The 26,680-nt window shown below is 47.0% G+C and carries 18 protein-coding genes and 3 pseudogenes; all 21 read left to right on the top strand.

All coding sequences use genetic code 11. The features are described 5' to 3' along the window. Window positions 1-118: 118 nt before the first annotated feature. The 21 genes and pseudogenes from DXD11_RS06260 to DXD11_RS06365 all read left to right on the top strand — a co-directional run bounded on the left by DXD11_RS06260 (window position 119) and on the right by DXD11_RS06365 (window position 26,417). On the top strand, window positions 119-1,408 hold the full coding sequence (locus tag DXD11_RS06260; protein ID WP_117930178.1) for a plasmid recombination protein: 1,290 nt from the start codon (window positions 119-121) through the stop codon (window positions 1,406-1,408). A gap of 15 nt (window positions 1,409-1,423) precedes the next feature. Then, entirely contained in the window at window positions 1,424-1,609 is a 186-nt protein-coding gene (locus tag DXD11_RS06265; protein WP_117930179.1) for a hypothetical protein, read from the top strand. Window positions 1,610-1,699: 90 nt separating this feature from the next. Continuing rightward, entirely contained in the window at window positions 1,700-1,930 is a 231-nt protein-coding gene (locus DXD11_RS06270) for a helix-turn-helix domain-containing protein (RefSeq protein ID WP_015540908.1), read from the top strand. Then, entirely contained in the window at window positions 1,911-3,896 is a 1,986-nt protein-coding gene (locus DXD11_RS06275) for a recombinase family protein (RefSeq protein ID WP_118758024.1), read from the top strand. Before DXD11_RS06270 ends, DXD11_RS06275 begins: the two co-directional genes overlap by 20 nt. 114 nt (window positions 3,897-4,010) lie before the next feature. Further along, window positions 4,011-4,190, top strand: a complete 180-nt coding sequence (locus DXD11_RS06280; RefSeq protein ID WP_118280264.1) for a hypothetical protein — start codon at window positions 4,011-4,013, stop codon at window positions 4,188-4,190. Window positions 4,191-4,315: 125 nt separating this feature from the next. Then, window positions 4,316-5,143, top strand: a complete 828-nt coding sequence (locus tag DXD11_RS06285; RefSeq protein ID WP_118633363.1) for a ParA family protein — start codon at window positions 4,316-4,318, stop codon at window positions 5,141-5,143. Beyond that, entirely contained in the window at window positions 5,097-6,044 is a 948-nt protein-coding gene (locus tag DXD11_RS06290; RefSeq protein WP_118758005.1) for a ParB/RepB/Spo0J family partition protein, read from the top strand. Before DXD11_RS06285 ends, DXD11_RS06290 begins: the two co-directional genes overlap by 47 nt. 189 nt (window positions 6,045-6,233) lie before the next feature. Continuing rightward, window positions 6,234-10,376 (top strand): SpaA isopeptide-forming pilin-related protein, encoded by a 4,143-nt coding sequence (locus DXD11_RS06295; RefSeq protein ID WP_118758006.1) that lies wholly within the window; start codon window positions 6,234-6,236, stop codon window positions 10,374-10,376. Between the two features lie 145 nt (window positions 10,377-10,521). Beyond that, window positions 10,522-10,824, top strand: a complete 303-nt coding sequence (locus DXD11_RS06300) for a hypothetical protein (RefSeq protein ID WP_055156401.1) — start codon at window positions 10,522-10,524, stop codon at window positions 10,822-10,824. 10 nt (window positions 10,825-10,834) lie between these two features. Next, window positions 10,835-11,107: a hypothetical protein gene (locus tag DXD11_RS06305; protein WP_117889558.1), complete on the top strand. Its 273-nt coding sequence runs from the start codon at window positions 10,835-10,837 to the stop codon at window positions 11,105-11,107. A gap of 128 nt (window positions 11,108-11,235) precedes the next feature. Then, window positions 11,236-11,943 carry a hypothetical protein gene (locus DXD11_RS06315; protein WP_117889554.1) on the top strand — a complete coding sequence of 236 codons (708 nt, stop codon included), beginning with the start codon at window positions 11,236-11,238 and terminating at the stop codon, window positions 11,941-11,943. 14 nt (window positions 11,944-11,957) lie between these two features. Next, the gene (locus DXD11_RS06320) at window positions 11,958-12,164 is read left to right on the top strand and encodes a hypothetical protein (protein WP_015560125.1); all 207 of its coding nucleotides are present in this window, start codon (window positions 11,958-11,960) and stop codon (window positions 12,162-12,164) included. A gap of 885 nt (window positions 12,165-13,049) precedes the next feature. Further along, window positions 13,050-13,403, top strand: coding sequence for a TnpV protein (locus tag DXD11_RS14480; protein WP_243104907.1), 354 nt, complete (start codon window positions 13,050-13,052; stop codon window positions 13,401-13,403). A 656-nt stretch (window positions 13,404-14,059) separates the two neighbouring features. Then, window positions 14,060-19,120, top strand: coding sequence for an LPD25 domain-containing protein (locus tag DXD11_RS06325; protein ID WP_243105822.1), 5,061 nt, complete (start codon window positions 14,060-14,062; stop codon window positions 19,118-19,120). Then, window positions 19,101-19,470, top strand: a pseudogene (locus DXD11_RS06330) (TnpV protein). Before DXD11_RS06325 ends, DXD11_RS06330 begins: the two are co-directional and overlap by 20 nt. A gap of 381 nt (window positions 19,471-19,851) precedes the next feature. Then, the gene (tet(O), locus tag DXD11_RS06335) at window positions 19,852-21,771 is read left to right on the top strand and encodes a tetracycline resistance ribosomal protection protein Tet(O) (protein ID WP_118398062.1); all 1,920 of its coding nucleotides are present in this window, start codon (window positions 19,852-19,854) and stop codon (window positions 21,769-21,771) included. 50 nt (window positions 21,772-21,821) lie between these two features. Further along, window positions 21,822-23,042, top strand: a complete 1,221-nt coding sequence (gene tet(40) / locus DXD11_RS06340; protein WP_118398065.1) for a tetracycline efflux MFS transporter Tet(40) — start codon at window positions 21,822-21,824, stop codon at window positions 23,040-23,042. A 599-nt stretch (window positions 23,043-23,641) separates the two neighbouring features. Continuing rightward, window positions 23,642-24,151 carry a sigma-70 family RNA polymerase sigma factor gene (locus tag DXD11_RS06350; RefSeq protein ID WP_442872050.1) on the top strand — a complete coding sequence of 170 codons (510 nt, stop codon included), beginning with the start codon at window positions 23,642-23,644 and terminating at the stop codon, window positions 24,149-24,151. A 95-nt stretch (window positions 24,152-24,246) separates the two neighbouring features. Continuing rightward, window positions 24,247-24,672: a sigma-70 family RNA polymerase sigma factor gene (locus DXD11_RS06355; protein WP_029172351.1), complete on the top strand. Its 426-nt coding sequence runs from the start codon at window positions 24,247-24,249 to the stop codon at window positions 24,670-24,672. An 83-nt stretch (window positions 24,673-24,755) separates the two neighbouring features. Then, window positions 24,756-25,230 (top strand): annotated as a pseudogene (locus DXD11_RS06360) (RNA polymerase sigma factor). 154 nt (window positions 25,231-25,384) lie between these two features. Then, window positions 25,385-26,417 (top strand): annotated as a pseudogene (locus DXD11_RS06365) (AAA family ATPase). Window positions 26,418-26,680 lie beyond the last annotated feature (263 nt).

The raw sequence follows: 26,680 nt of genomic DNA on the forward strand, positions 1-26,680 counted from the left end.
AGCCCACGGCACTTTGCAGCCAGTATGGATGAAAGTGTCATAGTGGGTTATTACACTTTGAAAAAGTGCCTCTCCGTAGTTCTCCGCTGTCTGCAAATCTCAAAGAAAGGAAACGCCAATGGCAAGAAACGATGGAATAGACCGTACCGTAGCCAGAAATCAGGACTTGGGAAACCCGGCAGATGTGGCAAAGGTACAGGAACACAATGAGCGTGAAAAGGACAGCTACAGCAATCAGGACATCGTGCCGGAACGCACTTCTCTGAACGTCCATTTCAAAGCACCCACGGACGATTATGTAAAAATGTTTGAGCAGATGGAACAAGACGGCGTGATCTCCACCAGAGGTCTGAAACCGGATGCCGTCAAATACGGTGAGTTGGTATTTGATGTGAATTCCGCTTATTTCTACAATCATGGCGGCTATGAATTTGCGAAACAGTTTTATGCCGATGCCTACAAAGCTGCTGCGGAGATCGTAGGTGGTGAGCAGTATATCCTCTCCGCTGTGATGCACGCCGATGAGCGCAACCGAGCAATGTCCGAAGCTTTGGGCGAAGATGTGTACCACTACCACCTTCATGTGGTTTATATCCCGGTGGTGGAAAAGCAGATCCTTTGGTCGAAGCGATGCAAGGATGAAGACCTCCGGGGAACCGTTAAGGAGGTCATCACACAGGTCAGCCGCAGTAAGAAATGGGAGTCCAAGCCGGTGCTTGACGAGGACGGTAATCCAATGTTGAACGCAAGAGGAAAAAAGATTTTGAGGTCATCCTACAGTGTGTTGCAGGATGACTTTTTTCATTTCATGCGAGTTGCCGGATATACCGATCTGGAGCGTGGAGAACGTGGAAGCACCGAGGAACATCTGACTGTGACCCAGTTCAAGGTGCAGGCAGAACAGCAGCGGCTGGAAACTGTGGCCGGGCAGGTAGCACAGGCAGAGCAGAGTTTGGAGGATGCCAAAGCTGCCACAGCAAAACAGAAAAAGAAACTGGAATCTTTGCAAAAGGAAACCAAGGCGGCAAAGACCATTGCGCTGACAGTGCAGGACATTGAAGCAATGGGCAAAAAAGCCACATTCGGAAACAATATCACGCTGACTCCGGATGAATGCGACACGCTCAAACACTATGCGGTCAATGGTATTATTGCCAATGCTGACAACAAGCGACTGAAAGAAAAATTGGCTTCCGCAGAAAAGACGGTTTCCATCTGGAAGCAGCGGTATGAAGCGGTAAGCGAAAAATATATGGAACTCAAACAGAAAGCCCAACCCTTTCTGGATGCACTGGAAATCGCATCCGAAAAGGTTCGGGCTTTTATCAATTCTATCCTCATCAGAGGAAAGGAAACACAGGAACACGAACACCCTGCCCGGAAGCGTGGACAGGATATGGAACTTTGATGGAGGAATCGCCTATTGAAGAAATATTATGAAGAAGCGAAATATAATGCGGCATTTGACCGCTGTGTGGATGTTATGAGCCAGATGCTCCAGAAATATGGACATCAGGTTTTGGATAAATTGGAACAGGACGCTCCGCAGGAAGTGGAGCATTCCGAGGAAAGTAATCAAACACAGCCTTTGACGGATAAGGCTGCGTAAAATCTCGCAATTTACACGTTGCGTATTCGTTACAGCTATGCTATAATGATTACGCAACGTGTACTTTTTGCTTTTGTGGAGAAAAGACGGATGGATTGTAAAAACAGAATTATAAAGTTGCGTGAAAGCACAGGACTGAACCGGAAAGATTTTTGCAAGCTCGTCCATATTCCTTACCGGACTATGACTGAATGGGAATTGGACAACCGCCATGCACCGGATTATGTGCTGTGGCTTTTGGAGTATTATATCCGCAACGAGGGACTTATGGTAAAAGGAAGGAATGAGGGAGGTGGAGATTCTGAAAAAGAAACAACTTAAATGCTATCTTTATACAAGAGTGTCCACCTCGATGCAGGTTGACGGATACAGTTTGGATGCCCAACGTGACAAGCTACGGAAGTATGCGGCATACGAGGATATGATCGTTGCCGGGGAATATTCTGACGAGGGATTTTCCGGCAAGAACATCCAAGGGCGGCAGGACTTCCAACGGATGCTGAATGATATCCAGGACGGCAAAGATGATGTTTCTTATGTGCTGGTCTTTAAGCTGTCCCGATTTGGCAGAAATGCGGCGGATGTTCTGAACTCTTTGCAGCTTATGCAGGATTTTGGTGTCAACCTGATCTGCGTGGAGGACGGCATTGACAGCTCCAAGGATGCCGGAAAGCTGATGATCTCTGTGCTGTCTGCGGTGGCAGAGATTGAGCGAGAAAATATCCGCACACAGACAATGGCAGGACGGGAGCAAAAGGCTCGTGAGGGCAAATGGAACGGCGGTTTCGCTCCCTATGGATACAAACTGGAAGACGGAAACCTTGTTATTGCAGAGGATGAAGTGGAAGTAATCCGTGTCATTTATGACCGCTACATCCATACCAACGAGGGCGTTGCTGGAGTTGCAAAATATCTGAACCGCAATGGTTATGTAAAGAAACTAAGACAGAATAATACCATTCCGGGATTTTCAAGAGATTTTGTGAAAAATGTATTGTACAATCCTGTTTATATGGGAAAGATTGCTTACGGCAGACGAAGAACAGAAAAGAAACAGGGTACAAGAAACGAGATGCACGTGGTTGAGCAGTCGGAGTTCCCGGTTTATGAAGGACAGCACGAAGCTATCATTTCCGAAGAAGATTGGCATCTGGCACAGGAAAAGCGCAAGATCAATTCTTTCAAGCGGGAAAAGGTCAACAATCCAGACCATGCACACATCCTGTCCGGTATCTTGAAATGCCCATGCTGCGGTAAGAGTATGTACGGCAATATCGCCAAGGCGCACAGCAAGGACAAAAAAACACGGTATTATTACTACTGCAAAAATACGGTTACACCTACCGGGCATGAGTGCAGCTTCCGTCTGAATATCGAGCAGACGGAAATCAATAAATTTGTGGCGAAGATTATTTCTGCTATGGTCAACAATCCCCGGTTTGTGGAAGCGATTCAAGCGAAAATCGGAACGGCGGTTGATACAGAGGATATGGAAAAGCAGATCGCCGTTCTGCAAGGGCAGCTAAAGCAAGCCTTTGGAACGAAAAGTCGCTTGGAGCGTCAGATGGATACCTTGGACATCAACGATGTCCACTATGACAGAAAGATTTTAGACTTGCAGCGCCGCTATGATGAGCAGTATGATACCATAGAGGAAATCGAAGTACAGATTGGCGAATTGCAAAGTCAGATCCGCAACATACAGCAGGAGAAGATTTCCGGTGACAATATCTATCGCTTGTTACTGGCATTTGATGAAGTCTACCATTCCGCAACGGAAGCGGAGCAGAAGGAGTTTATGAAGGCCTTTATCGAGCGAATTGAGATGTTCCCGGAGAAAAGGAAAGACGGAAGCTGGATAAAGAAGATCGTATTCAATTTTCCTGTGCCTGTTGATGGTGAGGAAGTGAAAGAACTTCCCTTGGAAACTGAAACAACTGTTGAGACGGTAGTACTGCTTTCCCACAAAAAGCCAGACGGACATATCAACGTAAAAGTTGAGTTTGGCGAGGGTGAGGGAAAAGTTCCGCTTGATAATATTGCTCAAAGAGCGGAAAGCTACAAGCCTAAAGAGCGAGTGACCTACAAAATGATAAAGGAATACATAGAAGCTAAATACGGTTTCAAAGTACATACCGCATATATCGCAGAGGTAAAGAGAGATTTAGGCTTGCCAATGTACGATGCTCCTAATGCGGTAGAAGAATTGAAACAGCCGAGAAAGCATCCGACTCCAGAGAAGGCTGAAGCAATAAAGGATGCATTGAAGCATTTTGAAGTGATTTAATGAGGATAGGCGTATCATTAGAAATAGTGGTACGCTTATTTTTGTCCCTTTTTGCAGATTTGTCCTTTCCCCTGCTTTCCAATATAATGAAGCTAAAGAAGTGGAGGTGTGCTTATGAGAGAGAAATTTAATCATCTGTATTTGGATAGCCACGAAAGAAAACTTTTAATACATAGCCTTGTAGAGTTAAAAAATCAGCTCATTCAGCAAGGCAGATATACGGATTGTGTTGATGAGCTTGTTTTTAAGGTCATAAATGCACCGACCAAGAGAATGAAAATTGAATATGTCTAGGGCAAATTTCAAAGCCGCTTATTCTTATTGATTTTAAGAGTAGGCGGCTTTTTTGCGTTCTCTGGTACTGTTTACATAGCCACCTTGACAAAGTGGCTAAATCTATGTGAAAGGAGGACGCATCTATGTCAAATTGCAAAGTGATTGCTCTGACTAACCAGAAAGGCGGTGTCGGAAAAACAACCACAGCGGTCAATCTGGGCGTAAGTCTGGTGCAACAGGGTAAAAAAGTCCTGCTGATTGATGCCGATGCACAGGCAAATCTCACGATGGCTCTGGGTTATAACAGACCAGACGATATTCCCATAACGCTCTCTACTGTGATGCAGAACATCATAGACGATAAAACGCTTGATGTTTCACAGGGTATTATCCACCACAGAGAGGGCGTTGACCTGCTTCCGTCAAACATTGAGCTGTCTGGCTTTGAGGTAAGGCTAATCAATGCAATGAGCCGTGAGCGTGTGCTGAAAACCTATGTCAATGAGGTTAAAAAGAATTACGATTATGTGCTTATTGATTGTATGCCGAGCTTAGGTATGATAACCATCAATGCTCTGGCGGCGGCTGACAGCGTGATTATCCCTACACAGCCCCACTATCTCTCGGCTAAAGGTCTGGAGCTTTTACTTCGCTCCGTATCAATGGTCAAGCGGCAAATCAACCCCAAGCTGCGGATAGACGGTATCTTAATGACTATGGTAATGCCCCGTACCAACATTTCTAAGGAAATTACGGCAACGGTCAAAAGTGCATACGGTAAGAAAATCAAGGTATTTGATACCGAGATACCTCATTCTATCCGTGCGGTGGAAGCTACCGCAGAAGGCAAAAGTATCTTTGCCTACGACAAAAGCGGCAAGGTTGCCGCAGCCTATGAGCAGTTCGGAAAGGAGGTGGCAGAGATTGGCGAGAAGCAGAGAAACCAAAATCGAGCTGACCGCATACGATGACCTTTTCCAAACGGACGAAAGCCGTGAGGAAGAAAAGCTCTCTAAGATAAGGGATATTCCCATATCGGAGATTGACGAGTTTCCAGACCACCCGTTCAAGGTTTTAATGGACGAAGATATGGAACAGCTTGTCGAGAGTATCAAGCGAAACGGTGTAATGACCCCTGCGACAGTTCGCTTAAAAGAGGACGGACGGTATGAGCTTATCAGCGGTCACAGGCGAAAAAAGGCTTGTGAACTTGCGGGGCTTGAAACGCTGAAATGCGAGGTTAAAGAGCTTACCCGTGACGAAGCCATTATTGTGATGGTGGAAAGTAATCTCCAACGCTCTGTTATTCTACCGAGTGAAAAAGCCTTTGCGTATAAAATGCGGTTGGAAGCTATGAACAGGCAAGCAGGCAGACCGAGCAAAGATAATTTGACACCAATGGTGTCAGATTTAGATACTACTCGAACAAATGAGAAACTGGGTAAAGAGGTTGGAGAAAGCCGTGAGCAAATCCGCCGCTATATCCGTCTAACGGAGCTTGTACCCGAAATCCTGCAAATGGTAGATGAAAGGCAGATTGCATTCCGTCTTGCGGTTGAAATTTCCTATCTGACCGAGGAACAGCAATACACCCTGCTTGAAGCAATGGAGTACAACGATGCTACCCCGTCATTGGCACAGACTATCAAAATGAAGAAGTATAACCAAGACGGCAAGCTCACTTCCGAGGTTATCCAGTCCATTATGGAGGAAGAAAAGCCCAACCAGAAGGAAAAACCTGCTTTCCGTGACGAGAGGATAACCAAGCTCATTCCCAAGACTGTTCCAAAAGGGCAGGAAACGGATTTTGTTGTCAAGGCGTTGGAGTTTTATAACCGACACTTGCAGCGGAACAAGGCTCACGAGAGATAGCCACACATCGAGGGCGAGGTCTGCCCATTTGAGTGGATAGCCATTATTTCGGCTTCCCCCTCTCCACACCTCACCCCCTAACTACTGCCAGTAACTATCCGAGAAAAGAAATACTTTAGGCTGTCCATAACGGGCAGCTTTTTTCGGTCAGTAAGGCAAAATATTCAATCCAAATTACAGGAGGTAACTATGAAAATCCCTAAATTGTTCAAAAAGGCTGCGGCTTTTGTAATGGCTGCGGTCACGGCATTATCCATAATGCCTGCGACGGCGTTTGCTGCGGGTGACATCGGGACGATTTCCTTTTCCCACACCTATGACAGCAACGGTAATGCGATGAGGTACAATTCCAGTGCGAATATCGGCGGCTATACCGCAGGCGGAACGGGAAATTACAAGTACCGTATGTTTGTGGACGGAGAGAATGCGTTTTGTATTCAGCCGGGAGTACCGCTGAAAACAGGAAACACCTTGAAAAAGGCTTCCTCTGATACTTGGAACGCCCTTTCAGCCAATCAGAAAAAGGCGGTTGGGCTTGCCCTGCTCTATGGGTATCAGGGCAACCGAAATAATCTGTCGGGAAGTGATGATGAAAAATGGCTTGCCACGCAGACACTCGTTTGGGAGTTTGTCACAGGCTGCCGTGAAGCCACAGGCTCATATAACCAGACAAGCACTACCGTTTACAGCCTGCACTTCGGTTCAAATTATGCCAACAGCGGAGCAAGGGCAGTGTATGACCAGATTGTTGCAATGCTGCGTGAGCATAACACCATTCCGAGCTTTATGTCGGGCGGTAAGAATGACATCACAAAGGAGCTTGCCTACAAGGACGGAAAGTACAGCATCACATTGACGGACAGCAACGGCGTCCTTTCCGATTACAGCTTTTCAAGCTCTGACAGCAATGTGAGTGTATCGAAGTCTGGAAATAAGCTGACAATCAGCTCCACCGTAGCTATCAGCGGTTCTGTCCGCATTACGGCAAAGAGGAACAATGTGCCGACTGTCAGCAACAGTGCAAAGCTCATTGCCTATGGCGACCCGAACTTGCAGGATTTGGTAACAGGTGTGGAGAATGCTGATACCGTGTCTGCATATATCAATATCGAAACGCCGACAGGCACGATTGCCCTCAAAAAGACTTCGGAGGACGGAGTTGTGGAGGGCATCTCTTTTACAATCAAAGGTGATAACTTCAATAAGACAGTTAAGACAGGAAAGGACGGCTCTGTCTCCGTGGAGGGATTATTCCCTGGCACTTATACCGTCACAGAACAGTCCATTGACCGTTATGAGCCGCAGAAAACCCAGACCGTGACCCTTATTGGAGGAAAAACCTCTACTGTGACCTTCAGCAATACTTTGAAGCGTGGCAGTCTGGAAATCGTCAAGACTTCCGAGGACAATCTGGTGGAGGGAATGAAATTCCACCTTTACGGCACATCTTTAAGCGGCTTGCCTGTTGACGAGTATGCCGTGACTGATAAAAACGGTCTGGCAAAGTTTGAAAATGTCCTTATCAGCGGCGATACCCCGTATGTGGTTGAGGAAGTGGATACCGCAGTCCGCTATGTCGTTCCTGCTTCCCAGACAGCTCCGATTGAATGGAACAAGGTCACAAAACGCAGCTTCGATAATGTATTGAAGAAATTCCAAGTGACTGTGACAAAGACCGATGCAGAAACAGGTTCTCCGCAGGGCGACGCTTCTCTTGCGGGTGCGGTTTACGGCATTTATAAGGGTGAGGAACTGATTGACACCTACACGACTGATGAAAACGGTCAGTTTACGACCAAGTATTATATCTGTGATAATGATTGGACTGTCCGTGAAATCAGCCCGTCCGAGGGGTATCTTCTGGATACTGCAATCCACAAGGTAGGTGCAGAACCAGAGTTATACACGGTAGAGCTGAACAGTACCGCAAACGATGTGAATGAACAGGTCATCAAAGGCAATATCGCAATCACCAAGCATACGGACAACGGAGAAACCCAGATTGAAACACCTGAAGAAGGTGCGGTATTTGAAGTGTTCCTCAAATCCGCAGGCAGCTATGAAAATGCAAAGGAAACCGAGCGTGATGTGTTGACCTGTGACGAGAACGGCTTTGCCCAGACAAAGGATATGCCGTATGGCATTTATACCGTCCGTCAGACCTCTGGTTGGGAGGGACGTGAACTGATGAAAGATTTTGATGTGTTTATCAGCAAGGACGGTCAGACCTACCGCTACCTTATCAACAACGCTAACTTTGAGAGCTATATCAAAATCGTAAAGAAAGATGTGGAAACAGGTAATACAATCCCGTATGCAGGTGCAGGCTTCCAGATTTACGACCCAAATGGAAACCTTGTGACTATGACTTTCACTTATCCCGAAGTGACGACCATTGACACCTTCTATACTACGGCAGACGGCGACCTTATCACACCGCAGACGCTGGAATACGGCAAAGGCTATTCCCTCGTGGAAGTGCAAGCCCCGTATGGGTATGTCTTAAATTCCGAGCCTATTTATTTTGATGTGGTGCAGGAAAATTCCGAGGAAGAAAGCGGCATTACCGTTATTGAGGTAGTACGCTCCAATATGGCACAGAAAGGTACAATTACAGTAGAAAAGTCTGGCGAGGTATTCAGCTCCGTGGCAGGCGATAAGGGATTGTATCAGCCGATTTTCTCTGTCAGAGGTCTTGAGGGTGCAGTCTATGAGATTACCGCAGCCGAGGATATTGTCACTCTGGACGGAACGGTCAGAGCCAAAAAGGGCGAGGTTGTGGATACCGTTACGACAGGAAAGGACGGTACAGCAAAATCCAAAGAATTGTATCTCGGAAAATATGAGGTTAAGGAAATCACAGCTCCGTATGGAATGGTGCTGAATGAGGAAGTCCATTCTGTTGAGCTTGTGTATGCAGGACAGAATGTTGATGTAACGGAAACGGGTACTTCTTTCTATAATGAGAGACAGCGTGTTGAAATCGACCTCATCAAGAGCCTTGCCATTGATGAAGCCTATGGCATTGGCAAGAACGGGGAAATCTTTGATGTGACCTTTGGCTTGTATGCGGCGGAGGAACTCACAGCCGCAGATGGAAAGACCATTCCTGCGGACGGTCTGATTGAGGTCATTTCCCTTGATGAAAGCGGTCACGGGAAAGCTATCAGCGACCTGCCGATGGGCAGCTATTATGTGCAGGAAATCACGACCAACTCCACATATATTGTCAGCGATGCAAAATATCCTGTTATTTTTGAATACGCAGGACAGGATACCGAAACTGTCCGCATCACAGCCAATGAGGGCGAAGCTATCACAAATGACATTATTTACGGCTCTGTAAGCGGTAAGAAATCTAATGAGGACGGAAAGGCTCTGGGAGGTGCAGTTATCGGTATCTTTAAGACAGGAACTACCGAGTTTACAAAGGAAAATGCGATTGCCGCTACCACATCAAAAGATGATGGTAGTTTTTCTTTTGCCAAAGTGCCGTATGGAACTTGGATAATCCGTGAAATCGAAAGCCCGAAGGGATATGTACTCTCCGAGGAAGAAATCGCCGTGACTATAGGCAAGGTGGACGAAGTTGTGGAAATCGAACTTGTCAACTACTTCATTAAGGGCAACATCGCTTTGACAAAGGTTGATGAGGATTATCCCGACAACAAGCTGTCTGGTGCGGTATTTGAGGTTTACTCCGATACTAATGGCGATGGGAAACTGGATAAAGACGATACGTTGCTTGGCGAAATGAAAGAACTTGACGGCGGCGTTTACCAGATGAGTGAACTCCGCTACGGCAAATATCTGGTAAAGGAAACCAAAGCTCCGACAGGCTTTGTACTTGATGAAAATGTGTATTCCGTATCCGTTGAGGAGAACGGCAAGACCTACACCGTGGAAAATAAGGCGGGTGTAGGATTTATCAATGCAGCACAGAAAGGCTCTCTTAAAATTGTAAAGACTTCCTCTGACGGTAAGGTGGAGGGCTTCTCTTTCCGTGTGACAGGCGTGGACTATGACCAAACCTTTAAGACAGATAAGAACGGAGAAATCGTGATTGAGGGCTTGCGGATTGGCGACTATACCGTATCCGAAGTAAGTGACAAGGCTTCCGCAGGATATATCCTGCCTGCCGATAAACAGGCAACGGTCAAGGTGGACGCTACGGCTATCGTGCAGATGCACAATGAGTTCAGGGATACCCCGAAAACAGGCGATGACTTCAATCTGGGCTTATGGGTAAGCCTTGCAGCTCTGTCTGTTGTCGGTGCGGGCGTTCTCGGATTTGTCAGCTATAAGAACAGAAAGAAGAAAAAGGAGGACTAATTGATGGACGCTAAAACCATTATCGCAATCGTGCTTGTCGTGTTCATTGTGGGTGCGGCGGTATGGCTGAATATCCGTAACAGAAAGAATAAGTAAGTGGTTGGGGCGGCTGAAAGATGCCGCCCTTTCCTTTATGGAGGTAAAGATGAGAAACCTAAAAACCATTGAAAAGAAAGTCAGAGCTGTTCTGGAAAAGAATGAAGATGCCAGAAATGACGATATGGTGCTGTATCTTGCACTTTGTAATGCCTGTCTGAAGGATGCAGGGGCAATGCCGCTTGCAGAGATAATGACGCAGCACAAATATCTCGGTCTGCCGAGTTTTGAGAGCGTCAGCAGGACACGCCGCAAGCTGCAGGCACAGCATCCAGAGCTTGCAGGGAGTCACCCTGTGCAAAAAATGAGAGCCACGGGCGAAAAAGCCTATCGGCGTTATGCCAAAGAATAGAGAGGTGCTTATGGACGAAGAAAAACGCTCCAATCAGAACTATGAAATCATCGAGAGCTGTACTATCGGGAGTACAGAGCTTGTCATCGGTCACAATCCCAACGCACCCAATCCTTATGTGTGTTGGTACTGCAAGGGCGGCTCAAATTATTTCTGGGGTTATTACACGAATGAGCTTGATGCTGCACGGCAAAAGCTGAATGAACGATACCAGTCAGAGTGCCGTATGCCCTATAATCAGCCTTCCCAGAAGGAGAAAAACGGTGATGACCGTGAGCGATAAAATAAAATATGACTGCACGACCTGTCCTTATCCCCGATATAAGGATGGGTCAGTTATTTTCTGCGATGTCTGTATTCGCAAGATTTTAGACGAGCAGAAAGAGAAAAAGGAAAGAAAGGAGCAGCCGAATGAGTAATGAAATAAAGACAAGACCTTTAACCCCGACAGAACAGAAATACACCTATGCCCAAAGTATGCAGCTTGAGGGGCAGACAGGCACTATCGGGCATCTGCGTGGTGACTTTGCCACGACGGGCTATGGCTTTTACACCACTTGGTTTGATACTAGACCACAATGGAAATCTGACGAATTTAAGGCAGACCTTGATACGGTCATCAATGCTTTACGGGAGGATAAAGGGCTTTTGCATAACCGCTATGATATGAGTGCGTTTGCAAGGCATTTTCCCGAAAGTGCTATCAAGGGTAACTATTGTACGGAGTACGGTTTCCGTGTGGATACGGAGAAACACGCTTTTCTGCTTCGGTGCAATCCCGCCAAAGGCGACTATAATTTTTACTGCTATTGTTATGTGAAGGAATGGCTTGATAAGCATATCCAGAAAGCAGAACAAGGTATCCGATTTATTGACCCTCAATATAAAGAACTGTTCCGTATCCCAGACGGCGGAAAGGTCATTGTCACAACCTCTTGGGGAGAGAAACGGGAGTATCCCTGCCGCTTCATTGATGAATACCATACCGAAGTCGGCAGCAATCTGTACCACATCTGCGAGTTTGCCGAGCGTATGCAGAAAAACGGGGCGACCTATGAGCCGAAACCTGCGGAACAAACGTCGCAGAAAACACCGAAGCACAAGGATTTAGAACGATAAGGAGGATTTAGAATATGGCTGTTAATCAGAAAGCCGTCAAGGTCTTGAATAAGGTCTTGGAAGCAGGTTTTACCGATGAAAAGGCGATTGCCGCTATGACTATGGACGATATTCTTTCTATGCAGGGCATCACGGTTGGGGATATTACCCTCATCAATGACCTGCAAAAGAGCATTAAATCGAACAAGATCATTTCTTTTCTTGGCGGTGATGCGGAGTGAGTAAACAGAAATATTTGAAACAGAAACGATAAGGAGGTGTAGGTTGAATGGCTGCGAAGTATCAGCTAATCACAGAGCTGTATCGGCGTACAGGCGTTGCGGTTGCAAAAAATCCGCAGGCGTGGCAGGGCTTTCTGTCCTCTGCCTGCCGCAACTATAAATGCCGTTATGACGAACAGCTTTTAATATACGCCCAACGCCCCGATGCTGTCGCCGTTGCGAAGCTCGAAACTTGGAACAGGCAGTTCAAGCGTTGGGTCAATAAGGACAGCAAGGGTATTGCCGTATTTGACCCGAAAGGTCGCAGGAATACGCTGAAATACTATTTTGATGTGTCCGACACCCACGAGGGCTATTATGGCAGCCGCCCTGTTCCGATATGGCAGATGGATGAGCGATACGAGCAGGCTGTTATGGAAAGGCTCTCGGACAGGTTTGGAGATGTGGAAAGCACTGACCTTGCTTCTGCCCTAATGGAAACGGCAAAGAACGCCGTGGAGGACAATCTGCAAGACTATTTTTCTCAGTTAAAGGACTGCACGAAAGACAGCTTTTTGGAAGAACTGGACGACTTTAATATAGAAGTCATTTACAGGCGGCTGGCAGCAAACAGCGTTGCTTTTATGCTGATCAGCCGCTGCGGTCTGGATACGAATGAGTTTTTTGACCGTGATGATTTTGCGGATATTGTAAATTTCAATACCCCTGCAACGATAAACGCCATCGGCGTTGCCACGAGCGATATTGCGGAAATGGCGTTACGGGAAATCTCACAGTCTATCCGAAATGTGCAAATGGCGGAAAAAGACCAGAATCGCACCTTTGCACAAAGAACGCAGGCTCAGTATGATAAAGGCAGACAACAACCCGAAAGGAGCGAATACAATGAGCAAAATCACTTACAGCAGACAGGGGGATTATCTTATTCCCGACCTAACATTACCGACAGAGCCAGAGCTTCCGCTTGGCAGGTACGCTTTGATGCACAGGGATTATCTGGAGAAGCACAAGCGAGTGACCTATCTCAATCTGCTGACATCGGGCAGGCTGAACGGGCATCTGCACGAGGTAGAGCAGACAGCACTCCAGAGTTTGGAGCTTCTGACGAAGCAGCTCTCAGCCGAGCAGGGCGTGACAGAGGAACTGAAAGAGAAAGCACCGATGCAGTGGGTCGGACTGATGAACAACATCCGCAGCCAAGCGGAGGAAGTGATACTGACCGAACTGATTTACAAGTAAGCGTTGCCAAAGAGGATGAGGTTAGGGTCAATCTTCCAACCGTAGATGAACAAATCGAAATGATAGCAAAAGCAGAGGACGAAAATGCCTCTGCTTTTGCTATTTCCAAAGAAGATATTGACTCCGTGCTTCAGAAAGGCAGTGGCGTTGCGGACGGAAAATACCGCATCTACCGCCAATTCCAAAAGGGCGAGGACAGACAGAAAAATATTGAATTCCTTAAAAATGAGTATGGAACGGGCGGCGGTACGCACATCTTCCCCGATGGTTTCAGCGGTCATTCTTGGCATGACAGCAAAGGTCTTGCCATTGACCGAAACGGCACTTATACCAATCACGACCTTGTGTTGAAATGGTCACAGGTTGAAAAGCGTCTGCGTGAGCTGATTAAGGATAACCGCTATCTTAATCCGAAAGAAAAAGACCATTATGCCGATTATCTGGAGAGCGTGTCAGCTCCCCAATATGAGATTGACACCCAGAGGAAAATAGCAAGGCAGCGTTTTATTGACGCCCACCGTGACTTGCCGCTTGCCGACAAACGGGATACCCTTGCTTTGCGGCTATCTGACTTTATCCGTGACTTGGACAGGTACGAAAAAGACCTGTTATCTGTTGTGGGACGAGGCGACCTTGCAGATGTTACCGCCGAGCAAATGGAACAGCACTTATCCGACCCCTCAACTGTTCAACAGCTCATAGACTTTCTTGCACAGGTACAATGGAAAACGACCTCAGTTTTCAGCCGTAGTAATGGGTGGAAGTTTACCGAGGAATTAAGGGAGCTGTACCCACTTTGCTACCTCTACAATGAGAGCGATGTGGTGTATATCGGTGCGGATAAATATGAGATTGCAACACTTACCGAGGAAAAGGTCTATCTGCAAAATGCCGAGTTCCCTATCTTGGGGCAGGAATACAGCCGAGCCGACTTTGAAGAAAAGCTAACGGAAAATCCTGCAAACGACCATCTGAAGGTGGTCGTAACCGAGAAACAGAGGACAGAAGCACCGTCCGAGAAAAAGCAGGACGGAATACAGTTTTCTATCGGTTTTTCCGAACACCCTGCCTTTTATGACAGACAGCTTAATGACCGCTATACGGATTTGAGCTTTGCTCTGGGTAATAAGTTGCTTGGTATTTTGGACGAGAAACAGCACCGTGAGCGTGAGGGCGATAAAAATATCGGGTGGTATCACAAGACAGATTTTGTTATCAAGGCTGTTATCGGCGGCGAGGAATTTAACTATGAAGGGCGGTTTGATATTGGCGATGGTGAGGGCGATTTAATTGCCCACATTAAGAATTTTTACGATTATGCCTTATCGCCAAAGGGCGAACAGCTATATGGAGATGACCGAGAAAGCTTGCTCCGTGGCAGAGATGAGTTTATCCCATTCTTGGAACAGCACACCGAGCTGACCCAAGAGGACGAGAAGCTCCTTGATGAGATTATGGCTACCGAAAGTGATTGGTACAGGACAGCCGAGGAAGCCGAAGAAAAACCACAGGTGTATGCCGATAAACTGAATGGCTCAGAAGCTCCTGCCATTGAAACGGAGCAATCCACAGACGACCTCATAGGCAGGGAAATCATCATAGACAACCGTAAATATCTTATTGAGAGCATCGGGAAAATCAGCGGCGATGTGTCTCTGCGTGACATCACATTCCAGAACAATGTGGGCTTTCCGATAAACCGAGTGGAGAAAATCGGCTATATCCAAAAGCTATTGGAACAGGAAAAAACCGAATTACCACCCGAAGAAAAAACGGAAACTCCTGCCGTTCTTGTTACTGACCGTCATAATTTCCGTATTACCGATGACGCCATCGGTGTCGGCGGAGCAAAAGAAAAGTTCCGTAACAATATGGCGGCAATCAACCTGCTGCACGAGCTTGAAATCGAAAACCGCCTTGCCACACCCGAAGAACAGGAAGTCCTATCTCGGTATGTCGGTTGGGGCGGTCTTTCTATGGCATTTGATGAACACAATGCGGCGTGGGCGGAGGAATTTAAGGAGCTATATGCCAGCCTTTCCCCAGAGGAATACCGTGCCGCTATGGAGTCAACGCTGACCGCTTTTTATACGCCGCCTGTTGTTATCAAGGCGATGTATGACGCACTTGACCGCCTGGGCTTTTCACAGGGTAATATCTTGGAGCCGTCCTGCGGTACAGGCAATTTCTTTGGTCTGCTTCCCGAAAGTATGCAAAACAGCAAGCTCCACGGCGTGGAAATCGACTCTCTCACAGGCAGGATTGCAAAGCAGCTCTACCAAAAAGCGAACATTGCCATTGAGGGCTTTGAGAAAACAAATCTCCCAGACGACCATTTTGATGTAGTCCTCGGCAATGTGCCTTTTGGGGAGATAAGGGTCAATGACAGCCGATACAACGCTCAGAAATTCCTCATACACGACTACTTTTTTGCAAAGGCTCTGGATAAAGTTCGTGTCGGCGGCGTTGTGATGTTCATTACCTCAAAGGGTACGATGGATAAAGCAAGTCCAGAGGTACGCAAGTATATTGCCCAGAGAGCCGAGCTTTTAGGTGCTATCCGTCTGCCAGACAACACCTTTAAGGCAAACGCAGGCACGGAGGTCACGAGCGATATTCTTATCCTGCAAAAGCGTGACCAAGTGATGGATATAGAGCCAGACTGGGTACACCTTGATACGGACGAAAACGGTGTTACGATGAACAGATATTTTGTCGAACACCCCGAAATGGTGTTGGGCGAGATAAAGATGGAAAGCACACGCTTTGGTACTTTTGAGCCTGTCTGTAAAGCCCGTAAGGATATACCGCTTTCCGAGCTTCTGTCCAATGCAGTTCAGAGGATAAACGGAGAAATCCCAGAGCTTGATAATGGGGTTGATGAAATCTCCGATGAGCAGGAGCTTTCCGTTCATGCTGACCCGAATGTGCGTAACTTCTCTTTTACTCTGGTGGACGGCAGGGTTTACTTCCGAGAGAATGACCGTATGCACCCTGCTTCTGTGTCGATGACCGCAGAAAACCGTATTAAGGGACTTATCCAAATCCGTGACTGTGTGCGTAAGCTCATAGAGTATCAGACCGAGGATTACCCAGAGGAAATGATATGCACCGAGCAGGAAAACCTCAACCGTCTGTATGATGTTTATACCGCAAAATACGGTCTAATCAACAGCCGAGGAAACTATCTTGCTTTTGCTTCAGATGAGAGCTACTTCCTTTTATGTTCTCTGGAGGTGCTTGATGATGAGGGCAACTTCAAACGGAAGGCAGATATGTTCACGAAGCGGACTATCAAACCCCACCGAGAAGTAACTTCGGTTGAAACTGCAAGCGAAGCCCTTGCCCTCTCTATCGGAGAGAAAGCCCGTGTTGATTTGCCTTATATGGAACAGCTCACAGGCAAAACGCAGGTTGAGCTTGTGCAGGATTTACAAGGTGTTATCTTCAAAGTACCGAACTGTGAGCCTGTTTCCTATGCAGCCGCAGACGAGTATCTGTCGGGAAATGTCCGAAACAAGCTGACGGTTGCGGAGCTTGCTGCGAAGAATGACCCAGAGCTTGCAGTCAATGTGGATGCCTTGAAAAAGGTCATTCCCAAAGACCTCTCGGCGGCGGAAATCTCTGTCCGTCTGGGTGCGACTTGGATACCGCAGGACGATATACAGCGGTTTGTGATGGAGCTTTTAACTCCGTCAAGCTATGCCGCAGGCAGATTAAAGGTACGATACACCCCGATAAACGGAGACTGGTTCATAGAAAATAAAAGCTCCGATATGGGGAATGTAAAGGCGGACAGCACTTATGGTACGAAAAGAGCTTCCGCCTATCGCATTATTGAGGACACCTTAAACCTGCGTGACACCCGTATCTTTGATTATGTGTATGACGAACACGGCAATAAAAAAGCAGTATTCAATGCAAAAGAAACTACAGCGGCACAGGCGAAGCAGGAAGTTGTCAAGCAGGCTTTTCAGGATTGGATATGGAAAGACCCAGAACGGCGAAATCGCCTTGTCCGTTATTACAACGACACTTTTAACTCTGTGCGACCCCGTGAGTATGACGGAAGCCATATCACTTTCGGAGGTATCAGCCCAGAAATCACACTAAGACCCCATCAAGTCAATGCCATCGCCCATATCCTTTATGGCGGCAATACACTCCTTGCCCATAAGGTGGGAGCAGGCAAAACCTTTGAAATGGTAGCCGCCGCACAGGAAAGCAAACGGCTCGGCTTATGCCAGAAATCCATGTTTGTTGTGCCAAATCATCTTGTCGGTCAGTGGGCTTCCGAGTATCTGCGGCTCTATCCGAGTGCAAATATACTTGTGACAACAAAGCAGGATTTTGAAACAGGAAACCGCAAGAAGTTCTGCGGCAGGATTGCCACAGGCGACTATGACGCAGTCATTATCGGGCATTCGCAGTTTGAAAAAATCCCGATGAGCATAGAACGCCAGAGGGAGCAGTTGGAAAAGCAGCTTGATGATATTGAGCGTGGCATTGACGATGTGCAGGCTTCCAAAGGCGAGCAGTTCACGGTCAAACAGCTAATGAAAACCCGAAAAGCAATCAAGACGAAGCTCGAAAAACTCAACGACACCAAGCGTAAGGATACGGTTATCGACTTTGAACAGCTCGGCGTTGACAGGCTTTTCATTGATGAGAGCCATTTTTATAAGAATTTGTACCTCTACACCAAGATGCGGAATGTAGGCGGTATCGCCCAGACCGAAGCCCAGAAATCAAGCGACCTCTTTATGAAATGCCGCTATTTGGACGAAATCACGGGCAACCGTGGCACGGTTTTCGCAACGGGTACGCCTGTTAGCAATTCAATGGTTGAGCTGTACTCCGTTCAGAGGTACTTGCAGTATGACACCCTTGCACAGAACGGTTTGCAGCATTTTGACAGTTGGGCTTCTACCTTTGGAGAAACGGTTACAGCTCTGGAATTAGCACCCGAAGGCACGAATTACCGAGCCAAGACGAGGTTTGCCAAGTTCTATAACCTGCCAGAGCTGATGCAGATGTTCCGTGAGGCGGCAGATATACAGACCGCCGATATGCTAAAGCTCCCTGTGCCAAAGGTCAATTACCACAATATTAAGACTAAGCCGAGTGAGATACAGACCGAAATGGTAGCTTCCCTTGCGAAGCGGGCTGAGAAAGTCAGGGCAAGGCTTGTCGAGCCGAACATTGACAATATGCTCAAGATAACCAATGACGGACGGAAACTGGCTCTTGACCAGAGAATGATTGACCCGATGCTGCCAGACGAACCAGACAGTAAAGTCAATGTCTGCGTGGATAATGTGTACCGTATCTGGGAGGAACACGCCGCTACCAAAGCGACACAGCTTGTGTTCTGCGACCTGTCCACCCCGAAAAATGACGGTACTTTCAATGTCTATGACGATATGAGGGAGAAGCTGATAGCCCGTGGTATCCCTGCGGAGCAGATACGCTTTATCCACGAAGCGACCACCGATGCACAGAAAAAAGAGTTGTTCGGCAAGGTAAGAAGCGGCGAAGTCCGTGTGCTGTTCGGTTCTACTCCTAAGATGGGAGCAGGTACGAATGTGCAGGACAGGCTCATAGCAATCCATAACCTTGATTGTCCGTGGCGTCCTTCCGATGTAGGACGGATTTTGCGGACATTCAAAATAAAAAAGAATGTGGAGGTAACAGACAATGGCAAAATCATTATTTGAGGAACTGGGCGGCAAATACGAAAGGCAAGGGGATTATTTGATACCGTGCTTAACTGTACCCGCCGAAGAAGAACAGGCAATAGGCATCTGGGGGCAACGGCATTTAGATTATCTAAAACAGTACTGTAAAGTTACATACGCCAATCTTCTTACAAGCGGCAGGCTAAACGCCTACCTTGCCGACATCAACAGACAGGCACAGGAACGCTTTGAAAGGCTCATAGAGGGTATGAAACAGGCACAGGGCATAACGGCTAAAGGCAGAAAACGCCTTAGAATGGACAGGATGCCTCAATAACATAAGGGCTTGTGCGAGGGAGATTGTGGAAAAGGAAATTATTTTTGCATAAACAGATGATTAGTGGCAGGGGGAAATCCTGCCGCTTTTTCTGCTTTAGTTTGTCAGCTTGACAAATAAAGGGTTGACAAATAAAGGGTTAAGGAATATAATTAGATTCAGTATTATACAAGGAGTTAATAAATATGCGGCAAGGTATTCTTAAATAAACTGTCAATTTGATAGTGGGAACAAAAAGTAGCAGTCCCGTTTCACTTTTAATATGGGGCTTGGTTTTTTGTACCCAGTTTAAGAATGCTTTTATCATGTAATTTTATATGCCCGAAAACATATAAGTGTTTTGGGGCTATTGGAGTTATTTACCCAGTGATAGGAGTATTTATCACTGGGTATTTTTATGCCCTTTTTTGGGTGTTGATAGGAGGAAAATCACATGAAAATAATTAACTTAGGCATTCTGGCTCACGTTGACGCAGGAAAGACAACATTAACGGAGAGTTTATTGTATACCAGTGGTGCAATTGCAGAACCAGGGAGCGTAGATAAAGGCACAACAAGGACAGATACAATGAATTTGGAGCGTCAAAGGGGAATCACTATCCAGACAGCAGTGACATCTTTTCAGTGGGAGGATGTAAAAGTCAACATTATAGATACACCAGGCCATATGGATTTTTTGGCGGAAGTATACCGTTCTTTATCCGTATTAGACGGAGCAGTATTATTAGTTTCTGCAAAGGATGGCATACAGGCACAGACCCGTATACTGTTTCATGCACTACAGACAATGAAGATTCCGACAATTTTTTTCATCAATAAAATTGACCAAGAGGGGATTGATTTGCCAATGGTATATCGAGAAATGAAAGCAAAGCTTTCTTCGGAAATTATAGTGAAGCAAAAGGTTGGGCAGCATCCCCATATAAATGTAACAGACAATGACGATATGGAACAGTGGGATACGGTAATTATGGGAAACGATGAACTATTAGAGAAATATATGTCAGGGAAACCGTTTAAAATGTCAGAACTGGAACAGGAAGAAAACAGGAGATTCCAAAACGGAACGTTATTTCCCGTTTATCACGGAAGCGCTAAAAACAATCTGGGGATTCGGCAGCTTATAGAAGTGATTGCCAGTAAATTTTATTCATCAACGCCTGAAGGTCAATCTGAACTATGCGGGCAGGTTTTTAAGATTGAATATTCAGAGAAAAGGCGGCGTTTTGTTTATGTGCGTATATATAGCGGAACATTGCATTTGAGGGATGTTATTAGAATATCTGAAAAAGAGAAAATAAAAATCACAGAGATGTGTGTTCCGACAAACGGTGAATTATATTCATCCGATACAGCCTGCTCTGGTGATATTGTAATTTTACCAAATGATGTTTTGCAGCTAAACAGTATTTTGGGGAACGAAATGCTGTTGCCGCAGAGAAAATTTATTGAAAATCCTCTCCCTATGCTCCAAACAACGATTGCAGTAAAGAAATCTGAACAGCGGGAAATATTGCTTGGGGCACTTACAGAAATTTCAGATGGCGACCCTCTTTTAAAATATTATGTGGATACTACAACGCATGAGATTATACTTTCTTTTTTGGGGAATGTGCAGATGGAAGTCATTTGTGCCATCCTTGAGGAAAAATATCATGTGGAGGCAGAAATAAAAGAGCCTACTGTTATATATATGGAGAGACCGCTTAGAAAAGCAGAATATACCATCCACATAGAAGTCCCGCCAAATCCTTTCTGGGCTTCTGTCGGGTTGTCCATAGAGCCGCTCCCTATTGGAAGCGGAGTGCAGTATGAAAGCAGAGTTTCACTTGGATATTTAAATCAATCGTTCCAAAATGCGGTTATGGAGGGGGTTCTTTATGGCTGCGAGCAGGGGCTGTATGGATGGAAAGTGACAGACTGTAAAATCTGTTTTGAATATGGATTGTATTATAGTCCTGTAAGTACCCCCGCAGACTTTCGGCTGCTTTCCCCTATCGTATTGGAGCAGGCTTTAAAAAAAGCAGGGACAGAACTATTAGAGCCATATCTCCACTTTGAAATTTATGCACCGCAGGAATATCTCTCACGGGCGTATCATGATGCTCCAAGGTATTGTGCAGATATTGTAAGTACTCAGATAAAGAATGACGAGGTCATTCTGAAAGGAGAAATCCCTGCTAGATGTATTCAAGAATACAGGAACGATTTAACTTATTTCACAAATGGGCAGGGAGTCTGCTTGACAGAGTTAAAAGGATACCAGCCAGCTATTGGTAAATTTATTTGCCAACCCCGCCGCCCGAATAGCCGTATAGATAAGGTTCGGCATATGTTCCACAAGTTAGCTTAACAGCTTGCAAAAGTCATATAAAATGAGATTTGAAAGGAGAATGTAACTTCATGTTTGCTAAAAATTCAAAGGCATATTCTGTCTACCTGCTGTTCCGATTTGTCTGTTCCCTGGCGGTTTCTATGTCCACAGTGCTTTCCATCGTGTACCACCTGGAGGTGGTGCAGCTGGATGCTTTCCAGCTTGTCCTGGTAGGGACGGTTCAGGAGACCTCCTGCTTTCTGTTCGAGATGCCCACCGGTGTGGTGGCGGATTTGTATAGCCGTCGGCGCTCGGTGCTGATTGGAATGTTCCTCTACGGCCTGGGCTTTCTGATGGAGGGTGCGCTACCGTGGTTCGCGCCGGTTCTGCTGGCCCAGGTTGTCTGGGGTTGCGGTGATACCTTCATCACCGGCGCTCTGGAGGCGTGGATTGCCTCGGAGGAAGAGGACAAACCCATAGACAAGGTGTTCCTGCGGGGCAGTCAAATGGGGCAAATCGGCGGCGTTCTGGGCGTGGTGCTGGGCACACTGCTGGGAAACATAAACCTGCAAATGCCTGTCATCTTGGGGGGCAGTTTGTGCTTGTTGTTGGGGCTGGTGATGGTTCGCATCATGCCAGAAACCAACTTCTCCCCTGCTATTGAGGAACGGCAGGGCTTGCTTAAAGACTTTGTCTGCCTGTTCAAGCTCAACCTGGGCTTTGTGAAAGGCGCACCTGTGTTGCTGACGCTCTTAGCAATCACACTATGCGGGGGACTTGCCAGTGAAGGCTTTGACCGGCTCTCCACCGCTCATTTTCTGGATGACACGGTAATACCCGTTATCGGGCCGCTGAACAGCGTCACTTGGTTCGGTGTTATCAGTCTTATCGGCAGCGGCTTAGGTATTCTGGCTTCTCAGTTGCTCATCGCCCGCATGGAGAAAAAAGGGACTGTCAGCCGAACCAGTGTGGTCATGTCCACCAGCGCCGGGTATATCCTGTGCCTGGTTCTCTTCGCGGTGGGGCGGAGCTTTTGGTTCATGTTGTTGGTGTTCCTGCTGGCGGGGCTTATGCGCACCATCAAGGAGCCTGTGCTGGCCGCCTGGATGAACGACCATGTGGATGAGAAAATGCGCGCCACAGTCTTTTCCACCAGCGGACAGCTGGACTCTTTCGGGCAGATCATCGGCGGGCCTATTGTGGGGCTGGTAGCCCAGCAGGTGTCCATACCCTGGGGGCTGGTCTGTACCGCTTTCCTGCTGTTGCCCGCGCTGTTCTTAGTGCCGGTGGCGGGAAAGAAGCGGGATTGATATGGCATAGTTAAGTTTACTGACGAGCGGGAGATTACTTCCGCTCGTCTTCATTTAGTAGCGCAAAATTTGAGGACTCTTTATTTCCTTATTCGGTATAGCGGAGGCGGCTGTCAATTCGACATAATTTTCTTGTGATACTTTACCGTACATGAGCATTTGTTTCGTATTTGAAAGAACAAACTCACCAAATAAAAAAAACGATATTCGGGTGGGTTATTTTGTTATACCCTAAATTACCCTCTGAATTTGTTTTTAAATTTGGAGGGATTTTTTTATGTCCTTTTTTCGGGCAGTTATCTATCTGCTCATACGAAGCAAAATTTATCAATACATAGCATATCAGAGAACGGCAGGAAACCAGTTAAAAAAATTTCTGCCAGTGCAACGGTACTTCTCACCTTGAAAGTAGAAGTACAATCTCCATACAATAGAATTACTATTTCCTATAACCGTAAAGGTCACAGAGCCTTTGCGGTTTTTCTTTTGTCGATTTTTGTTGGAAAGTGCCGTAGGGCTGTTTCTGATATGCGGTGTCGTTCTCCGCCTCTCCATCTGGATTTTTTACATTTCAAAAATTCAGATGGGAGGTATTTATGGTGAAATATGCACCAAGAAAGGTATATATCAGAGAAAGTGGCGGCTATGTGGAATTATCCTACACGGAGTTCTGCCGTTGCAGGGAATCCGACCAGACCTATATGGACAAGCTGTTTATCCCCATTCAAGGCTGTCTGCTTGAAGTCGTGAGGGAGCAATACACAGACTTCTACCGTGACAAGGAACGGTGGCGTTATCTGCAAAAATTAGATACAAAGAATAGACTGCTATCTCTCGACGGATTTACGGACAGCGAGGGGAATCCTCTGGACTTTATCACTGATGAAGCGGTGGACATTGCAGAAACCGTTGTCAATGCGGTCATGGTGGACAGGCTGAAAGCCGCCCTGCCTTTGCTGTCGGATAGTGAACAGGAATTGATACAGGCAATCTTTTTTGACGGACTTTCTGAGCGTGAAGTCGGGGCGAGGTTCGGCATAACCCAGAGCGTTGTGAACAAACGCAAAGCCAGAATCCTAAGAAAACTAAGAAAGATAATAGAAAATTAAAATTTAAGGCGTTCAGCCCCCTTGTTTTTTCCTTTGGGAAAATGAGGGGGTTTTTCTCTGCCCTCTCAATCAATTCTGATTGGAGGAAAAGAAGCATGGCATATAACCACGGACGGGAGGACAGGAAATGGCGTATCTGGAAAGAAGCGGAGGAAAAGCTGCTGCGTGAGTGCGGCGTTGATGAAGCGACCATTGAGCAGATACGCATTGCGGACAGGGCAGACTTCAATTCCAACAGGCGGTTTTACCGATGGACGAATGACGTTGCGGAATATCTTGAGGACATGGCAGGCAGGGAGCGGCAGGCGGAAGTGGGTACGGTTGCGGAGTTACTGGAAGAGATTGAGAGCGAAAATCTCTATCAAGTATTAGTCACGGTGGACGGGCGTACCTTGAAAATCGTCCTGCTGAAAATGCAGGGGTATTCCACAAAGGAGATTGCTCCGCTTGTGCATTTGACGACTGGTGCCATCTATGCGAGGTTAGACCATCTGCGGAAGAAGCTGCGGAAAATTTTATAGCTTCTAAAACAGCCTGCCATCCTGCGGGCTACTGGGTGAGGGATGGAAATCCCCTCACTCATTTTTTGCAGGAGGACAACAGGATGGCATACAGGGTTAAGGCATACACGCTTCGGGAGGAATCCACGGAAAGCGGCACAAGGTATTTTATCAGCTTTAAGGACGGGCAGGGCAAATCCCACGAGTTGGAAGTGTCGGAACAGTTCTTTATGGAGTTTCGGCAGATGGAGCGCAGGAACAGGAATCTTTTCTAATGGGACGAGCGGCACAGGGAGTTTAACGAGGTATGGGACGAAACCCTTTACAGACGGGCGTTGCGTGTGCCTAAGAGCCTTGATGAACGCATGGTTGAGGAAGAACGGAATGAAACGCTCTATAAGGCGGTTGGGAGCCTTCCAGAGATACAAAGGCGGCGTTTCCTGCTCTACTACGAGTATGAGTTCAATTTTTACCAAATCGCCGCTATGGAGCATTGCACCGCTTCGGCAATACAGAAATCTGTTGCGATTGCAAAGGAGAAAGTAAAGGCGGAAATTGAAGAAATATCTCCAACCGTGACCGACACCGCCCGAAAAAGAAATCTGTTTTTTATTTGTGTGGGATTGGCGGCATTACATACTCTCACTTTTTTCCGTGGGAGTAAATCTATTTTTAAGGAGGTCAACGCCTATGTGCAACGAAAACAAAGACACCGCCCGAAAGGAGGAAAGCCATGCAGAAGTTACAGACAGTCAACGCCGAAACGCTCCTTTATGAACCGCTTGAGAAACCATCCTTTGTGGTGGACAGCCTTATCCCGACAGGCTTATCGCTGTTCTGCGGCTCACAGAAGATAGGCAAAAGCTGGCTCATGCTGAAGCTATGCTTATGCGTGTCGCAGGGAATCCCTTTATGGGATATGCCGACAATGGAGGGCGATGTGCTTTACCTCTGCCTTGAGGACACGTTCTGCCGCATACAGGACAGGTTATTTCGTTTGACGGACGAAGCAAGCGGGCGGCTCCACTTTGCCGTGGCAAGCTGCAAGCTGTCAGACGGTCTTATCGTGCAGCTTGAAGATTATCTGAAAGATTACCCAGACAGCAGGCTCATTGTCATTGATACCTTGCAGAAAGTCCGTACAGCTTCAAAAGACAATGCCTATGCAAGCGACTATGGGGACATCTCCCTCATCAAAGACTTTGCCGACAGGCACTCTCTGGCGGTCATTGTCGTACACCACATCCGAAAGCAGAATGACAGCGACGTGTTCAACAAGGTGTCTGGGACGACAGGATTAACGGGGAGTGCGGACGCTACCTTTGTTCTGGAAAAGGAGAAACGTGCGTCTGACACCGCCAAGCTGTATGTGACGGGCAGGGACACGCCTTATCAGGAATACACGCTGCGTTTCCGTGATTGCCGTTGGGAGCTTGTGGAGCGGAAAACGCAGGAGCAGCTTGCGAAAGAAACGATACCAGATGTCCTTTTTCGGTTGGTGGATTTTATGAGGGATAAGGAAGAATGGATAGGCACGGCAACGGAACTGTTAGCCGCTATGGGGGAAACGGAAACCATACCCACGGTGATTACGAAATGGCTGAATGAATACCGCACCACATTTTTAAGCGAGAACCGTATCTGCTACCAGTACAGCCGCAGGAAAGACGGCAGGCGGATTGCCCTTGCAAGGAGGGCGGGTGACAGCGGTGATGGTGGTGACAGCGATATTAGGATACCCCCCTGTTACTGTCATTGACGCTTAAAGCCATGTAAAGCTGGCGGCTCTGCCCTGCGGGTGACAGCAGTGACGGTGGTGACAGTGATTTTAGGATACCCTGCCGCTGTCATCCCTACGGGAGAACACCCCGTAAACGCAAAATGCAGGCGTGAGATTTACTCGCCCTTTTCGGTCGTGTAAAACCACCCCTGCGGTCAGAAAAATCATTCCGATTTTTCCGACTGCGTTTACAGGGTGTAACACACTACACTTTGCCCTGCAAAGTCGTGTGCCAGACGTTCCCTCTGG

The sequence above is a fragment of the Coprococcus sp. TF11-13 genome, from assembly GCF_003481085.1.
Taxonomy (GTDB): domain Bacteria; phylum Bacillota; class Clostridia; order Lachnospirales; family Lachnospiraceae; genus Coprococcus; species Coprococcus aceti.

What these genes read in the sequence shown, in the direction of transcription:
- DXD11_RS06260 (WP_117930178.1), top strand. Translation starts at nt 119, where the DNA reads ATGGCAAGAAACGATGGAATAGACCGTACCGTAGCCAGAAATCAGGAC.
- DXD11_RS06270 (WP_015540908.1), top strand. Translation starts at nt 1,700, where the DNA reads ATGGATTGTAAAAACAGAATTATAAAGTTGCGTGAAAGCACAGGACTG.
- DXD11_RS06280 (WP_118280264.1), top strand. Translation starts at nt 4,011, where the DNA reads ATGAGAGAGAAATTTAATCATCTGTATTTGGATAGCCACGAAAGAAAA.
- DXD11_RS06285 (WP_118633363.1), top strand. Translation starts at nt 4,316, where the DNA reads ATGTCAAATTGCAAAGTGATTGCTCTGACTAACCAGAAAGGCGGTGTC.
- DXD11_RS06295 (WP_118758006.1), top strand. Translation starts at nt 6,234, where the DNA reads ATGAAAATCCCTAAATTGTTCAAAAAGGCTGCGGCTTTTGTAATGGCT.
- DXD11_RS06300 (WP_055156401.1), top strand. Translation starts at nt 10,522, where the DNA reads ATGAGAAACCTAAAAACCATTGAAAAGAAAGTCAGAGCTGTTCTGGAA.
- DXD11_RS06305 (WP_117889558.1), top strand. Translation starts at nt 10,835, where the DNA reads ATGGACGAAGAAAAACGCTCCAATCAGAACTATGAAATCATCGAGAGC.
- DXD11_RS06315 (WP_117889554.1), top strand. Translation starts at nt 11,236, where the DNA reads ATGAGTAATGAAATAAAGACAAGACCTTTAACCCCGACAGAACAGAAA.
- DXD11_RS06320 (WP_015560125.1), top strand. Translation starts at nt 11,958, where the DNA reads ATGGCTGTTAATCAGAAAGCCGTCAAGGTCTTGAATAAGGTCTTGGAA.
- DXD11_RS14480 (WP_243104907.1), top strand. Translation starts at nt 13,050, where the DNA reads ATGAGCAAAATCACTTACAGCAGACAGGGGGATTATCTTATTCCCGAC.
- DXD11_RS06325 (WP_243105822.1), top strand. Translation starts at nt 14,060, where the DNA reads ATGGAACAGCACTTATCCGACCCCTCAACTGTTCAACAGCTCATAGAC.
- DXD11_RS06355 (WP_029172351.1), top strand. Translation starts at nt 24,247, where the DNA reads ATGGCATATAACCACGGACGGGAGGACAGGAAATGGCGTATCTGGAAA.